At 69.5% G+C, this 13,904-nt stretch carries 14 protein-coding genes; 3 read left to right on the top strand and 11 right to left on the bottom strand.

Annotated features, from left to right (window positions below; genetic code table 11):
• Positions 1–31: 31 nt before the first annotated feature.
• The 9 genes from leuC to TSB10P1A_RS09145 all read right to left on the bottom strand — a co-directional run bounded on the left by leuC (position 32) and on the right by TSB10P1A_RS09145 (position 9,549).
• On the bottom strand, positions 32–1,444 hold the full coding sequence (gene leuC / locus TSB10P1A_RS09185) for a 3-isopropylmalate dehydratase large subunit (RefSeq protein WP_186387619.1): 1,413 nt from the start codon (positions 1,442–1,444) through the stop codon (positions 32–34).
• A gap of 101 nt (positions 1,445–1,545) precedes the next feature.
• Entirely contained in the window at positions 1,546–1,788 is a 243-nt protein-coding gene (locus tag TSB10P1A_RS09180) for a hypothetical protein (RefSeq protein WP_186387618.1), read from the bottom strand.
• 222 nt (positions 1,789–2,010) lie between these two features.
• Positions 2,011–3,303 carry a TRAP transporter large permease gene (locus tag TSB10P1A_RS09175; RefSeq protein ID WP_186387617.1) on the bottom strand — a complete coding sequence of 431 codons (1,293 nt, stop codon included), beginning with the start codon at positions 3,301–3,303 and terminating at the stop codon, positions 2,011–2,013.
• 40 nt (positions 3,304–3,343) lie between these two features.
• Positions 3,344–3,853 (bottom strand): TRAP transporter small permease, encoded by a 510-nt coding sequence (locus tag TSB10P1A_RS09170; protein WP_186387616.1) that lies wholly within the window; start codon positions 3,851–3,853, stop codon positions 3,344–3,346.
• Positions 3,850–4,863 (bottom strand): TRAP transporter substrate-binding protein, encoded by a 1,014-nt coding sequence (locus tag TSB10P1A_RS09165; protein ID WP_186387615.1) that lies wholly within the window; start codon positions 4,861–4,863, stop codon positions 3,850–3,852. The genes TSB10P1A_RS09170 and TSB10P1A_RS09165 overlap by 4 nt, the downstream gene beginning before the upstream one ends.
• A 33-nt stretch (positions 4,864–4,896) precedes the next feature.
• The gene (locus tag TSB10P1A_RS09160) at positions 4,897–6,435 is read right to left on the bottom strand and encodes a class I adenylate-forming enzyme family protein (protein ID WP_244293055.1); all 1,539 of its coding nucleotides are present in this window, start codon (positions 6,433–6,435) and stop codon (positions 4,897–4,899) included.
• Positions 6,432–7,703 (bottom strand): acyl-CoA dehydrogenase family protein, encoded by a 1,272-nt coding sequence (locus TSB10P1A_RS09155; RefSeq protein ID WP_186387614.1) that lies wholly within the window; start codon positions 7,701–7,703, stop codon positions 6,432–6,434. Before TSB10P1A_RS09155 ends, TSB10P1A_RS09160 begins: the two co-directional genes overlap by 4 nt.
• Positions 7,700–8,506, bottom strand: a complete 807-nt coding sequence (locus TSB10P1A_RS09150; protein ID WP_186387613.1) for an alpha/beta fold hydrolase — start codon at positions 8,504–8,506, stop codon at positions 7,700–7,702. Before TSB10P1A_RS09150 ends, TSB10P1A_RS09155 begins: the two co-directional genes overlap by 4 nt.
• The gene (locus TSB10P1A_RS09145; protein ID WP_186387612.1) at positions 8,503–9,549 is read right to left on the bottom strand and encodes a peptidase M29; all 1,047 of its coding nucleotides are present in this window, start codon (positions 9,547–9,549) and stop codon (positions 8,503–8,505) included. The genes TSB10P1A_RS09150 and TSB10P1A_RS09145 overlap by 4 nt, the downstream gene beginning before the upstream one ends.
• 234 nt (positions 9,550–9,783) lie before the next feature.
• Here TSB10P1A_RS09145 and TSB10P1A_RS09140 point away from each other — a divergent pair, with 234 nt between their 5' ends.
• The 3 genes from TSB10P1A_RS09140 to TSB10P1A_RS09130 all read left to right on the top strand — a co-directional run bounded on the left by TSB10P1A_RS09140 (position 9,784) and on the right by TSB10P1A_RS09130 (position 11,794).
• Positions 9,784–10,287: a flavin reductase family protein gene (locus TSB10P1A_RS09140; protein WP_186387611.1), complete on the top strand. Its 504-nt coding sequence runs from the start codon at positions 9,784–9,786 to the stop codon at positions 10,285–10,287.
• Between the two features lie 10 nt (positions 10,288–10,297).
• A complete protein-coding gene (locus tag TSB10P1A_RS09135; protein ID WP_186387610.1) occupies positions 10,298–10,795 on the top strand; it encodes a MarR family winged helix-turn-helix transcriptional regulator in 498 nt (165 codons plus the stop codon).
• Positions 10,796–10,954: 159 nt separating this feature from the next.
• On the top strand, positions 10,955–11,794 hold the full coding sequence (locus TSB10P1A_RS09130; RefSeq protein WP_186387609.1) for a class I SAM-dependent methyltransferase: 840 nt from the start codon (positions 10,955–10,957) through the stop codon (positions 11,792–11,794).
• Here the strand turns inward: TSB10P1A_RS09130 and metW are convergent.
• Entirely contained in the window at positions 11,727–12,413 is a 687-nt protein-coding gene (gene metW, locus TSB10P1A_RS09125; protein ID WP_186387608.1) for a methionine biosynthesis protein MetW, read from the bottom strand. The genes TSB10P1A_RS09130 and metW overlap by 68 nt on opposite strands.
• Positions 12,410–13,639 (bottom strand): homoserine O-acetyltransferase, encoded by a 1,230-nt coding sequence (locus TSB10P1A_RS09120; protein WP_186387607.1) that lies wholly within the window; start codon positions 13,637–13,639, stop codon positions 12,410–12,412. Before TSB10P1A_RS09120 ends, metW begins: the two co-directional genes overlap by 4 nt.
• Between the last annotated feature and the right edge of the window lie 265 nt (positions 13,640–13,904).

Here is a 13,904-nt window from a genome sequence, read left to right as displayed (position 1 = left end):
CTTTGCTGTTCCTGTGGTCTTGCGGCGGGCGTCAGCCGTGCGGCCACTCGCGGATGTCGACGAAATGGCCGGCGATCGCGGCCGCCGCCGCCATGGTCGGCGACACCAGATGGGTGCGGCCCTTGAAGCCCTGGCGGCCCTCGAAATTGCGGTTCGAGGTGGAGGCGCAGCGCTCGCCCGGCGCCAGCTTGTCGGCGTTCATGGCCAGGCACATGGAGCAGCCCGGCTCGCGCCAGTCGAAGCCGGCCTCGCGGAACACCTTGTCGAGGCCTTCCGCCTCCGCCTGGGCCTTCACCAGGCCGGAGCCCGGCACCACCATGGCATTGACGCTCTCGCGCACCTTGTGGCCGCGGATGACGGAGGCCGCCGCTCGCAGGTCCTCGATGCGGCCATTGGTGCAGGAGCCGATGAACACCCGGTCGACGGCGATGTCGGTGATCGGGGTGCCGGCGGTCAGGCCCATATACTGCAGCGCGCGGCGCTTGGAGGCGCGGCGGTTCTCGTCCTCGATCGCCTCCGGATCCGGCACCCGGCCGGTCACCGAGACCACGTCCTCGGGGCTGGAGCCCCAGGTGACGATCGGCGGCAGGTTGGCGGCGTCGAGGCGGATCTCGGCGTCGAAATGGGCGCCCTCGTCGGTGAAGAGCTTCTGCCAGTAGGCGACCGCCTTCTCCCAGTCCGCGCCCTGCGGCGCCTTTGGCCGCCCCTTGATATAGTCGAAGGTCTTCTGGTCGGCGGCGATCAGGCCGGCACGGGCGCCGCCCTCGATCGACATGTTGCAGACCGTCATGCGGCCTTCCATCGACAGCGCGCGGATCGCCTCGCCGGCATATTCGATGACATGGCCGGTGCCGCCGGCCGTGCCGATCTCGCCGATGATCGCCAGGATGATGTCCTTGGCGGTGACGCCGTCCGGCAGGGTGCCGTCGACGGTCACCCGCATGTTCTTGGCCTTCTTCTGGATCAGCGTCTGGGTGGCGAGCACATGCTCGACCTCGGACGTGCCGATGCCATGGGCGAGCGCGCCGAAGGCGCCATGGGTCGAGGTATGGCTGTCGCCGCAGACGATGGTCATGCCCGGCAGGGTGAAGCCCTGCTCGGGACCGACGATGTGGACGATGCCCTGGCGCAGGTCCGTCTCGCTGTAATACTCGACGCCGAACTCGGCGGCGTTCTTCGCCAAGGTGTCGACCTGCAGCGCGGATTCGGGATCGTCGATGCCGTGGCTGCGGTCGGTGGTCGGCACGTTGTGGTCGACCACGGCCAGCGTCCGCTGCGGCTGGCGCACCTTGCGACCGGTCATGCGCAGACCCTCGAAGGCCTGCGGGCTGGTCACCTCATGCACCAGATGGCGGTCGATATAGAGCAGGGCGGTGCCGTCTTCCTGGGTCTCGACGACGTGGTCGTCCCAGATCTTGTCATAGAGCGTGCGCGGAGCGTTCATCTGTCTCTCCTGGGATATCGGGTCCGGCGCGGGCCTTTAAGGTCTCCGGCCGGGTGCCGCTCGTGGCGGCGGAATGCGGTCTTGGGGAAACGTTTCGGCCTCTACCCGGCAGCGGCGCTGTCAGGCGAAAGGCCGGCGGTAAGGCCGGGATCGCCGGGCGAGGCGAAAAGCGCGTGGAACCGCGCCGGCAGGCGGCGGCGGTCGCCGATCTCGATGCGTTGCCAGCGGCGGGTGCGGGTCGGGCGCGGACGCGTGCAGGCCTGCGCGACCCGGGCGAGGCCGGCGGGCTGCGATGTCCTGCCGCGCGGCGGCGCGGGCGTCCTGTCACACGGTGCGACCGGCATGGTCTCCAGCGGCTCCAGCTTCCGACGCTGCCGGTCCCTCGCCGCCTCGGCGGGCGGCCGGCATGTCGATCGACAACGGGCCACGTCCGACGGCGGCGTCCGGCCCCTGGAGACCGCGCCTGCCGATGTGATGCCCGTTCCCTTTCATTTGCGCTGATTGCCTTGCCGGGTCAAGGCCGCAGTTGCCTGCGCGGCCCGCCCGGGAGGAGCGCGCGGCGGACATCAGCGCATCAAGCCCGGCAGCAGCAGCACCAGCGAGGGCACGGCGACGATCAGCGCCAGTCGGGCGATGTCGACAAGGATGAAGGGAACGATGCCGCGGAAGATCCGCCCGAGCGGCACGTCCGGCAGTACCGTCTTCAGCACGAAGACGTTGAGGCCGACCGGCGGGGTGATCAGGCTGATCTCGGTGACCACGACGACGACAATGCCGAACCAGATCAGGTCGTAGCCGAGCGCGGCCATCATCGGCGCGAAGATCGGCACGGTGAGCAGCACCATCGAGAGGCTCTCCAGCACCATGCCGAGGCAGAGATAGACGCCGAGGACGGCGAGCAGGATGCCCCAGGGCGGCAGGTCGGACGCGGTCGCAAGGCCCGACAGGGCCGCCGGCAGGCCGGCGATATTGACGAAATTGGAGAAGATCAGCGCGCCGATCAGCACCATGAACATCATCGTCGTGGTGGCGGCGGTGTCGGCCAGCGTTTCCAGAAGCGTCGCGACGGTCAGCCGTCGGCGGGCGAGGGCAATGAGGAAGGCGCCGCTGGCGCCGATGCCGGCGGCCTCGGTGGCGGTGAAGACGCCGGCATAGATGCCGCCGATGACGAAGGCGAACAGGGCGGAGATGCCGGCGACGCCGGAGAGCGCGCGGAAGCGCTCGCGATAGGGCAGGCGTTCGGCCGGCGGGCCGGCTTCCGGGCGGAACCAGCACACCGCGCGGACGGCGGCCATATAGCCGAGGACGCCGAGAATGCCGGGAATGATGCCGGCGATGAACAGTTTGGCGATGTCCTGCTGGGCGGTGACGCCGTAGAGCACCAGGATCACGGAGGGCGGGATCAGGATGCCGAGCGTGCCGCCGGCGGCGATGACGCCGCTCGCCAGCCCGTCATCGTATTTGTAGCGGCGCATCTGCGGCAGGGCGACCTTGCCCATGGTCGCGGCGGTGGCGAGCGAGGAGCCGCAGACGGCGGAGAACCCGCCGCAGGCGACGGCGGTGGCCATGGCAAGGCCGCCGCGGCGATGGCCGAGCCAGGCGTGGCAGGCGGCGTAGAGCTCGTCGGAGAGCCCGGCGCGGGTGACCAGATTGCCCATCAGCACGAAGAGCGGCACCACCGACAGCGGATAGGACAGGCCGGTGTCGAAGGTGGTCTGCCCGACCATCGCCATGGCCGGGGCGAAGCCGAGGATCATCGTCAGGCCGAGACCGCCGACGGCGGCCATCGCGACGGCGATCGGCACGCCTGCGAACATCACGACAACGAGAATGACGAGGCCGGGAAGCCAGGTTTCCATGGTCTTGCGAGGTCCCTCGGGAGGTGGACGAGGCGGCCGTTCAGGGCTGCCGGCGCAGGATCAGCATGGCGGCGACGAGCGCGGAGACGCCGGTCAGGACCGCCATGACGAGGGCGACGGGTCCCAGCGGAATGCCGAGATAGACCGTGGCATCGCCATAGGAGGTGTAGTCGCGCCCGAGCAGGGCGAGCCGCCAGGTCAGCAGCGCCAGCACGGCGGCGGTGACGGCGAGCGACAGCCGCGCCAGAGAGCGCCGCGCCGCGCCCGGTAGCCGGCCGGTGAGAAGATCGACGGTGACATGCTCGCGCCGCGCGGTGACGATCGGCAGGCCGACGAAGACGACGAGCGCCAGCAGCACCTCGGTCAGCTCGAAGGCGCCGGGCAGCGGCCGGTTGAAGACATAGCGGCCGATGACGTCGACGAAGGTCACCGCCATCATCACCAGCAGCAGCAGCGCGGCGACGAGCTGGAGGAGGCGCGTCGCCGCGGCGAGCGGCCGGAAGGGGCTTGCGCCCCCGCCGGTCGCGCCGTCGCGGGGCTCGCCGGTCATTTCGCTGCGGCGATCTCGGCCTTGAGCATGTCGATGGCGGCCTGGCCATCGATGCCGACGGCGGCGGCTGCGTCGAGGAAGCCCTTCTCGACACCGGCGAGCTTGTCGGCGATGGCGGCGGTCATCGTCTCGTCGGCGGTGGTCTGGGCGACGCCCTTTTCCTCCATCACCTTGACGCCGGCCGCGTCGGCCGCGTCCCAGGCCTGGCCGGCCATGCGGGCCATGGCCTCGCCCGAGATGCCGTCGATGGCGGCCTTGTCCTCGTCCGAGAGCTTGTCCCAGGCGCTGCGGTTCATCACCACGAAGAAGGAGGTGTTGTAGAGGCCGCCGGGCACCGAGACGCCATGGCGGATCACCTCGTCGATGCGGAAGAAGGGCACGGACTCCGGCGGGAACAGGATGCCGTCGGCAACGCCGTTGGCGAGGATCTCGTAGACCTGCGGCGAGGGCGCCTGCACGCCGACCATGCCGAGCCGCGAGGCGATCTCGGCGACGATGCCGCCGCCGATGCGCATCTTCAGGCCCGCAAGGTCGTCGACCGAGGCGACCGGCTTGGCGGTGGTGTAGATGCCGCCCGGACCATGGGTGAAGACGGTGAGCAGCTTGACGCCCTCGTGCTCGTCGGCCTTCGACAGCATCGCCTCCTGCACCTTCCAGTAGGCGACGGACAGCGCCTCGGCGCTGTCGGACAGGAACGGTCCCTCGACCAGCGGCGTCAGCTTGAAGCGGCCGGGCGTGTAGCCGTGCACGCCGTAGCCGATGTCGGCGGCGCCGGAGCGGACCAGGTCGAACTGTGCCGGCGGCTTGCCGATCGGCGCGGCCATGATCTCGACCTTGACGCGCCCCTCGGTCGCCTTGGCGACCTCGTCGCCCCAGGGCGCCAGGATGTCCTTGACGATGGGGTGGGAGGGCGGCAGCCAGTTGGACACGCGCAAGGTGGTCTCGGCGGAGGCGGCAGTGGCGAGGCCAAGCGCCGCGACCGCGGTCAGCATCCCGATGAATTTCCGCATTTCAGTCCCCTCTGTCTGGTTCTTGCAATCCGGTCAGGCGCTTTGCTTCTTGCCGGATGCTTTGAGCGCATCCTCGGCTATTTTCCTGACCCTTTCCAGTTGGATCTTGCCGAGCGCATTGCGCGGCAATTCCTGCGCGAAAACGACGGATTTCGGGTGCTTGTAGCGCGCCAGACGCCCGTCGAAGCCTGCCAGCACCGCCTCCGCGGTGAGCTCTTCGTCCGGCTCGGAGACCACCACGGCGACCGGGCTTTCGCCCCAGCGCGGATCGACGACACCGACCACGGCGGCTTCCTTCAGACCCTCGATCTCACTGAGCACCCGTTCCAGCTCCGCCGGGTAGATGTTCTCGCCGCCGGAGATGATGACGTTCTTCAGCCGGTCCTTGAACCAGAAGACGCCGGCCTCGTCGCAAAGGGCAAGGTCGCCGGTGCGGAACCAGCCACCCCGGAACGTGTCGGCGGTCGCCGCTGCGTTGTTCCAGTAGCCTTGCGTGATGTTGCCACCCTTCAGCTCGATCTCGCCGATCTCGCCGGGACCGGCATTGCGCTCGCCGAGGCGGATGCGGGCCCTGGTGTGCAGGCCGGGGCGGCCGATGGCGCCGAATTCGGCCGCCGGATCGCCACGCCGCTGGTAGATCGCCACCGGCCCGGTCTCGGTTGCGCCATAGACCTGCAACACCGGCACGCCGCGCTCGACGAAGGCGCGCATCAAGGCGTGCGGCACGTCGGAGGAACCGGTCGCCACCAGCCGCAGCGAGGACAGGTCCGCAGTCTCCCAGCCGGGATGGGCGATCAGCGCGGCCAGCATCGCCGGCACCAGGACGGTCAGGTCGGGACGCTGGTCGCGGATCGCGGCGAGCGTCGCGCCGGGATGGAAGCGGTCGTGCAGGATCACCGTCGCGCCGGCATAGAGGGCCGGCGTCGTCTGGATGTTGAGCCCGCCGACATGGAACATCGGCAGGACGGTCAGCACCGTGTCGGTGGCGGTGATCTCCTGCATGTGCAGGGCGTTCAGCGCGTTGGCCTCGATGGCGGCCTGGGTCAGCACGGCGCCCTTCGGCCGGCCGGTGGTGCCGGAGGTGTAGACGATGAGAAGGGGATCCTGCGCGCTGCCGTCGCCCTCGCCATGGGCGAGCGGCGCGACCTCCGCCGTCAGGCGGGCGAGCCCGCCCGTCGCCGGGTCGGCGAGGAGTGCCTCGGGAAGCGGGGCGATGGTAGCCATCGCGGCAAGGGTTGCGGCGAAATCCGGCTGGTGCACCAAGAGCCTGGCGCCGCTGTCGGCCACCGCATGGGCGAGTTCCGGCGGGGCCAGGCGCCAGTTCAGCGGCACGACGATGGCGCCGAGCCGGGCGGCGGCGAAGGTCAGCAGAAGCTGGTCGGGCGAATTGGTGCCGAGATAGGCGATCCGCTCGCCGCGCGTGATGCTATGGCGGACGGCTAGCGCGCCGGCCAGCCGGCCGATGCGGGCGGCGAGTGCGGCGTAGTCGATCCGCTCGTCGCCGAAGACCAGGGCCGTCTTGTCCGGGGTGAAGCGCGCATGCGCCTCGATCCAGTGGTCGATCGACGTCACTCGTCGGTTTCTCCCGGCAGGTAGAGGCTTTCGCGGCCGATCCGGTCGAGGCAGATCTCGGCGGTCCAGGGCAGCATCAGGGCGCCGCAGCGGCTGTCGCGATACAGCCGCTCCAGCGGCAGTTCCTTCAGCATCGACTGGCCGCCGCAGGTGCGGATGGCGAGCTGGCAGATCTCGTTGGCGTTCTCCATCACCGTGTAATGGGCGGCCCAGGCGCGCAGCATCTGCTCGCGCGAGGGATCGGGGCCGGCCTCGGTGATCGCCTGGAACCACAGCGCCTTGGTCTGCTCCAGCATCAGGTGCATCTGGGCGACGCCCATCTGCTTGGTTGGGAACATGCGCCGCTTGACCGGCGGCAGGCCGGGCCACTCGCCGCGCAGGTATTTCACGGTGAAGTCGAAGGCCGCCTGGGCGATGCCCATATAGGTCGGCGACAGGGTCATGAACATGTGCGGCCAGCGGCTGGCGGCCTGGTAATAGACGCCGCGCGGCATCAATGCCTCGTCCTCGGAGACGAAGACGTCCTTGAACAGCAGGGTGCGCGAGACGGTGCCGCGCATGCCGAGCGGGTCCCAGGGGCCGACCACCTCGACGCCCTCGGCGGTTGCCGGAACGGCGATATACATCGTGTCGCGGCGCGAGGGCCGCTCGCCCTCCTTCATCTCGCCGCAGAGGATACCGTAATAGTCGGCATGGCCGGACAGGGAGGCGAAGATCTTCTTGCCGTTGATGATCCAGCCACCGTCGACCTTGCGGGCCGAGGTGGAAAAGGGCACGGCGCCGGCCGCGGCCGCGCCGCCTTCCGAGAAGGGCTGCGAGTAGATAGCCCCGCCTTCCAGGATGCGCCTATAGTGAACGGCACGGCGCTGGCGATGCAATTCGCGCTCGCCGGCCTCGATTTCCAGGTCGTCGGTCAGCGCGCCGGTCCACAGGCAGGAGCAGACATGCATGTTCCAGGTCAGCGCCGTCGCGCCGCAATAGCGGCCGATCTCGGCCGCCGTCATCATATAGGCGCGGAACGGGGCGCCGTGGCCGCCGTCCTCCTTCGGCACGCAGATGCCGAGCAGGCCGGCCTCGTGCATGTCGCGGTAGTTCTGCGTCGGAAACACCGCGTCGCGGTCGACGGCTTCTGCACGCGGGGCGAAGCGGGACTTGGCCACCCGGCGGGCAAGGTCGGTCAGCTCCTCCTCCTGCTCGGTCAGGCGGAAGGCCTTGGGATCGAAGATCGGCTTGTCCATGTCGAGCGTCTCGAGATCGGCGACGGTCATCGGCCTGTTCCCTCTTGCGGCGTCGTTGCGCCGGTGGTCGTTTTCAGGAAATCGCGCAGCGCCGCCTCGAAGGCCTGCGGGCATTCCAGCGGCGCCAGATGACCGGTGCCGGGCAGCTCCATGTAGCGGGCATCGCGCAGCTTCTCTGCCATCCGCCGCATGGTCGGGGCGGGCGCGTTGCGGTCGACCTCGCCGGCGACGAGCAGCACCGGCACGGCGATGTCGGCCAGCGTGGCGCGCGCATCGAAGGTGGCAAGGCAGCGGATCGCCTCGCGATAGGTCGCCTCGGGCACCCGGCTCATGGCGTTGGTCGCGGCGGGCACGGCAGCGGGGTCGGCGGCCGGTCCGACGAGGTCCGGCACGAATTCGCGGGCAAGCTCGGGGATCGTGCGGCCGGCATCGAGCGGGGCCAGCCGCTCGGCGACGAAGCGCTTCTGGAACTCGCCGTCGCGGCTGCCGAAGGCGGCGGTGGTGGCGGACAGCACCAGGGTGCGCACGCGGCCCGGATGGCGGGCGACGAAGTCCTGCGCCAGCATGCCGCCGATGGAATGACCGAGCAGGTCGACCTGGTCGAGTCCCAGCCGGTCGAGAAAGGCGAGCAGGGCCTCAGACAGGGCCGGGAAGGTCATCGGCGACAAGAGCGCAGTGCCGCCGTAGCCGGGCAGGTTCCAGCCGATGGCGTCGTGATCGCGGCCAAGCCCCTCGATCTGCGGCGCGAACATCTCCGCGCCGGCGCCAATGCCATGCAGCAGCACGACGGCGCGCTCGCCCCCGGTCCTGCGGATGTGGTCGGGGCGGCTCATCGCAGCGCCTCGATCAGCTCGCCGTCCACCACCACCGGCTCGCCGTCGAGGGCGATGGTGCAGCCGCGCACCGGGATGTCGAAATGGCCCTTGGTGAAGCGGCCGGCGAACTCGTTGGCGCCGGTCGAGAAGAGGAAATTGCCCGAATAGGCGCGCACTTCCGTGCCATTGGTCTCGCGCTGGTCGTACATGGCCAGCGCCTCGTAGCGGGCGCCGGCATTCATGCCGAAGCCGACATGAGCGACCGCATAGGCCTCGCGCTCGCCCCAGGCGGCAAGATAGCGGCGGGTCAGCTCGGCATCGGTGCCCTCGCCTTCGATCTGCGTCACATAATCGTCGACGATGGTGAGGCGGACGGGGCGCTCGAGATAGCGCTTGAAGGTCAGGTTGATGTCGCCGGCATCCAGCACCAAGGTGCCGTTGACGCTGTGGGCGGCGGGGAAGCTGACGACGAGGCCGGCGGGCCAGTGGGCGACGGAGCCCGGCCGGTCGCACCAGCCCCAGACGCCGACGGTCGAGGCGCCGGTCATGGCGACCTTGAGATCGGTGCCGGCGGCCGACGTGACGGTCATCTCGCGCGCCGCGCGGATGCGGGCGACCGCCTCGCGCACCCGGTCCTTGTCGCGCGGCTGCGGCAGCAGGCGCTCCAGCGCGTCCGGATGTTCGTTTGAAATCATCAACATACGGGCGCCGCCAGCAATGACGCGCGGCAGTTCGGGCGCGTGCAGCAGGCCCTCGACCGTCAGGTCGACGACAAGGCCGCTGGCGGCAAGGGCGGCAATCGCCGCGTCCTGTCCGGTGAGCGCTGCCGAGGCACCGGTCGAGCGCACCGGCACCGGCGCATCCTGCGGCGGCGTCGGCACGACCACATGGAAGGGGCGGGCGCCGAGGCGCTGCAAGGCGAGTTCGGCGATGTGGACGTTGAGGGCGCGCGATTGGGTTTCGGAGAGGATCGCGACACTCTCCCCCGGCGCCACCTTGCACAAGGCGAAGACGGCCGCGAAGGCGTCGATCCACTTTCCCTCGATCCTGTCGGCGAGCATCAGATCCTCCTCCCGATCCGTCCTGCCAATCGCTGTGCGCCGGTCGGGCCCGGCACGGCCCGACCCGTGCCATTCGGCGCTTTGTTGCGCCGATTGGGCATTTTCCGCAGCAAGCGAAAAGAACTTGGAGGAGCCTAGCAATTTCATTATTGTATGAAAAGGAATAATTTTGAGCATGAAGTTGTTGCCGGCCGGCAACGGCAGCCCGAAGCCCCGACGGCGCGAGGACAGGCCATGATCAGCGACCACCGCAGCTTCCGCAGCGCCCTCGGGCGGTTCGTCACCGGCGTCACCATCGTCACCACGCTGGACGAAGCCGGCCGGCCGGTCGGGCTGACGGCGAATTCCTTCAACTCGGTCTCGCTCGATCCGCCGATGGTGCTGTGGAGCCTGGCGCGAAAATCCCAGAATCTCGCCGTTTTCCAGCGGTCCCGGCACTATGCGGTGAACATTCTCGCCGCCGATCAGCGGGCGCTGTCCGAGCGGTTCGCGCGGCCGGTGGAGGACCGTTTCGCCGGGGTTTCGTGGCGGCCGGGCGCCTGCGGCGTGCCGGTGCTGGCGGGGGTAACCGCGGTGTTCGAGTGCCGCAACGAGACCCGGGTGGAGGGCGGCGACCACCTGGTTTTCCTCGGCCAGGTCGAGGCCTTCGACCATGCCGACCGTGCGCCGCTGATCTATCATTCCGGGCGCTACGCGACCGCGAGCTATGCCGATCCCTCGGCTGTCCCGCCCGAATGAGAGGCGTGCAATGACCGACATCGCGGCAGACGGCCCGTCCGGGCGCTTCGTCGACGGCTATCTGCTCTACCTGCTGGCGCGGGCGTCGAGCGTCGCCAGCGCCGAATTCCACGAGGAAGTGCGGGCGCGCGGCGTGCCGGTCGTGGTGTGGCGGGTCCTCGCCTCGCTGAAGGGGGCGGACGAGGGGCTGACCGTCGGCGATCTGGCGAAAAGCTGCCTCGCCAAGCAGCCGGCGATCTCCAAGACCGTCGACAAGCTGGTCGGCAAGGGGCTGGTCGACCGCCACGAGGACGCCGAGGACCGGCGCCGGGTGCGGGTGCGGCTGACGCCGGCGGGCGAGGCGCATGTCGACGAGCTTATCCTCGCCGCAAGGGCGCATCAGGCGCGGCTGGTCGAGGCGATCGGAAAGGGGGAAATCGAGACGCTGCGCCGCGCCCTGCTGCGGTTGATCGAGCGGGCGGGAGCGGGGGCCCCGCCCATCGACGCCGATGCGACCCCGGATGAATAGCTATTTAATTTCAGTGTGTTACCAATATTGAGAAAAATTGAGACGGATTTTGCAAAATTCCGTCTCGAAATCCCGAAAAGTTGCGCTGTTGCATCCAAACGCCGCAACGGGTTCAATCGGCCCGCACGCCCCGCCGGGGTCTGCCGCAGGCGGGTCAGCATGTATCTCGACGTCCAGCACCAGCGTACCTTCTACGACCTGCCGCTCGGGCGGATGATGCGGGTGCTGGTCGGCGCGCGGATCCGCGCCCGCTGGCCCGACCTGACAGGCCGGGCGCTGCTCGGGGTCGGCTATGCCGCCCCCTACATGCGGCCCTATCTGGAGGAGGCGGAGCGCTGCATCGCCGCGATGCCGGCGGCGCAGGGCGTGGTCGCCTGGCCGCGCGGCGGGCGCAACTCGGCGGTGCTGGTCGACGAGACCGAACTGCCGTTCCCCGATCACGTCTTCGACAATGTGCTGGTGGTCCACTGCCTCGACCATTGCGGGGATGCGGAAGCGCTGTTGCGCGAGATCTGGCGGGTGCTGGTGCCGGGCGGGCGGATGATCGTCGTCGTCGCCAACCGGCGGGGATTGTGGGCGCGCTCGGAGATATCCCCGTTCGGCTACGGCCGGCCGTTCTCGCGGGGGCAGATCGAGGGGCTGCTGCGCGCCTGCCAGTTCCGCCCGTCGGGAAGCGACGAGGCGCTGTGCCTGCCGCCGACCCGCTCGCGGCTGGTGCTGCGCAGCGCGCCGGCCTGGGACCGGATCGGCCGCCGGCTGTGGCCGGCCTTTGCCGGGCTCTTGGTGATCGAGGCGGAGAAGCAGTTGTTCCGCGGCGCGCCGGCCGGCGGCGAGACGCGGCTGCTGAAGGCGCTGCGCCCGGTCTTCGTGCCGGAGGGCGCCGCGCCCGGCATGAACGGGCGCGCCGGCTCCGGGTTCAGCAAGTCCGGCCTTACGAGCGTTTCAGCAGGAACAGCGCCTGTTCGCCGATCAGGTTCCAGACCCACCAAGGTGCGCTGAAGCCGACCGGACGGCCGCGCGCATCCAGCGCCATCGACTTGACGATCCGCGCATCGGCCTCCTGGCACAGGGCGACGAAGTCGCGGATCGTGCAGAAATGGATGTTCGGCGTGTCGTACCAGGAATAGGGCAGGTAGTCGGTGACCGGCATGCGGCCGCCGAGCAGCAATTGCAGCCGGTTGCGCCAGAAGCCGAAATTCGGGAAGGAGACGATGACGTTGGAGCCGATGCGCAGCAGCTCCTCCAGCACCCGGCGCGGCGCGTAGGTCGCCTGCAGGGTCTGGCTGAGGATGACGAAGTCGAAGGCATCGTCCGGATAGTCGGCAAGGTCGCGGTCGGCGTCGCCCTGGACGACGGAGAGGCCGCGCGCGACGCAAGCATTGACGCCGGCCTGCGACAGTTCCAGCCCCCGCCCGTCGACCTGTTTCTCGCGAATCAGAAGGTCGAGCAGCTCGCCCTCGCCGCAGCCGATGTCGAGCACCCGCGAGCCGGGCGCAACGAGATCGGCGACGAGGCGATGGTCGCCGCGCGCGCCGCCGCCCGCCGCCTGCGGCGCGGTGGTCGGAACCGGCGGCGCATCCACCGCCGCCTCGGGTGTGCTGATGGCCGTCACGCTCATGCGAACCCTCCCGCCGGCGGGGCGATCCCGCGCGCATGCGCCGCGCCGGTCAGGAAGCCGAGCACGGTGCGGAACATTTCCGGCTCGTCGAGCAGGAAGGCGTCATGGCCGCGGTCGCTCTCCACCTCGACGAAGGAGACGTTGGCGGCGGCCGCGTTCAGCGCCTTGACCACCGCCTTGCTCTCGGCCGTGGGAAACAGCCAGTCGGAGGTGAAGGACATGACGCAGAAGCGGGTCGGCGAATGCAGGAAGGCGCGCGGCAGCGAGCCGCCGAAATCCGCCGCCAGGTCGAAATAGTCCATCGCCCGGGTGACATAGAGATAGGAGTTGGGGTCGAACCGGTCGACGAAGGTCATGCCCTGGTGGCGCAGGTAGCTCTCGATCTGGAAATCGGCGTCGAAGCCGAAGGTGATCGCCTCGCGGTCCTGCAGGTTGCGGCCGAACTTGCGGTGCAGCGCCGGGTCGGAGAGATAGGTGATGTGGGCGGCCATGCGCGCCACCGCCAGCCCCTTGGAGGGGCGCACGCCGCGCTCGAAATAGCGCCCGCCGCACCAGTTGGGATCGGCCATCACCGCCTGGCGGCCGACCTCGTGGAAGGCGATGTTCTGCGAGGAGTGGCGGGCGGCGGCGGCGATCGGCACGGCGGAGAACACCCGCTCGGGATAGCTCACCGCCCATTGCAGCACCTGCATGCCGCCCATCGAGCCGCCGACCACGGAAAACAGCGTCTCGATGCCGAGATGGTCGAGCAGCACCGCCTGGGCGCGAACCATGTCGCGGATCGTCACCAGCGGCAGGTCGAGGCCCCAGCGCCGGCCGGTCGCCGGATTTGTCGAGGCCGGCCCGGTGGTGCCGAGGCAGCCGCCGAGCACATTGGCGCAGATGACGAAGAAGCGGTCGGTGTCGACCGGCCTGCCGGGGCCGACGAGCAGCGACCACCAGCCGGGCTTGCCGGTCAGCGGGTTGCGCGAGGCGACATATTGGTCGCCGGTCAGCGCGTGGCAGACGAGAATCGCGTTGCTGCGGTCCTCGTTCAGCGTGCCATAGGTCTCGTAGGCGATCTGCCAGGGATCGAGCACGGTGCCGCAATCGAGCTGCAAGGCCCTGTCGCCGCCGAACTTCTCGACGCGGCTCGACGGCGTGTCAGCCTCGCTGGCGGGCGCGGCCCGCAGCTCCGGCGGGCCCTGGTCCAGTGGGCTCTGTTCGGCGGTCGTGTCCTTGCTCATCTGCGCCGGACATCCTCCTGATGGCGTTCCTATAGCGGCGTTCCGTTGGCGGCGTGGCAGCGGCCCGAAACCCTTCGGCGCGCCGGCTGCAACGCGCCCGCAGGCCCGTTCCGGCTCCTTGCCGGTTCCTGGCCGGGCCCCGTCCTGGCTCCCGTCCGGGCTCCCGGCCTGCGGGACCACGAGACGTAGGAGCACGTCCCGACAAGGTCAATGTTTTCTTTTGCTTTCGCAAGGCGCACTGCCTATGAGTATGCGCTGGCCGGCG

Origin of the sequence: Stappia sp. TSB10P1A, from assembly GCF_900185725.1 — a bacterium.
Lineage (GTDB): Bacteria > Pseudomonadota > Alphaproteobacteria > Rhizobiales > Stappiaceae > Stappia.
Note: the sequence above shows the minus strand (reverse complement) of the source record. Positions and strands in the feature narration are given on the sequence as shown.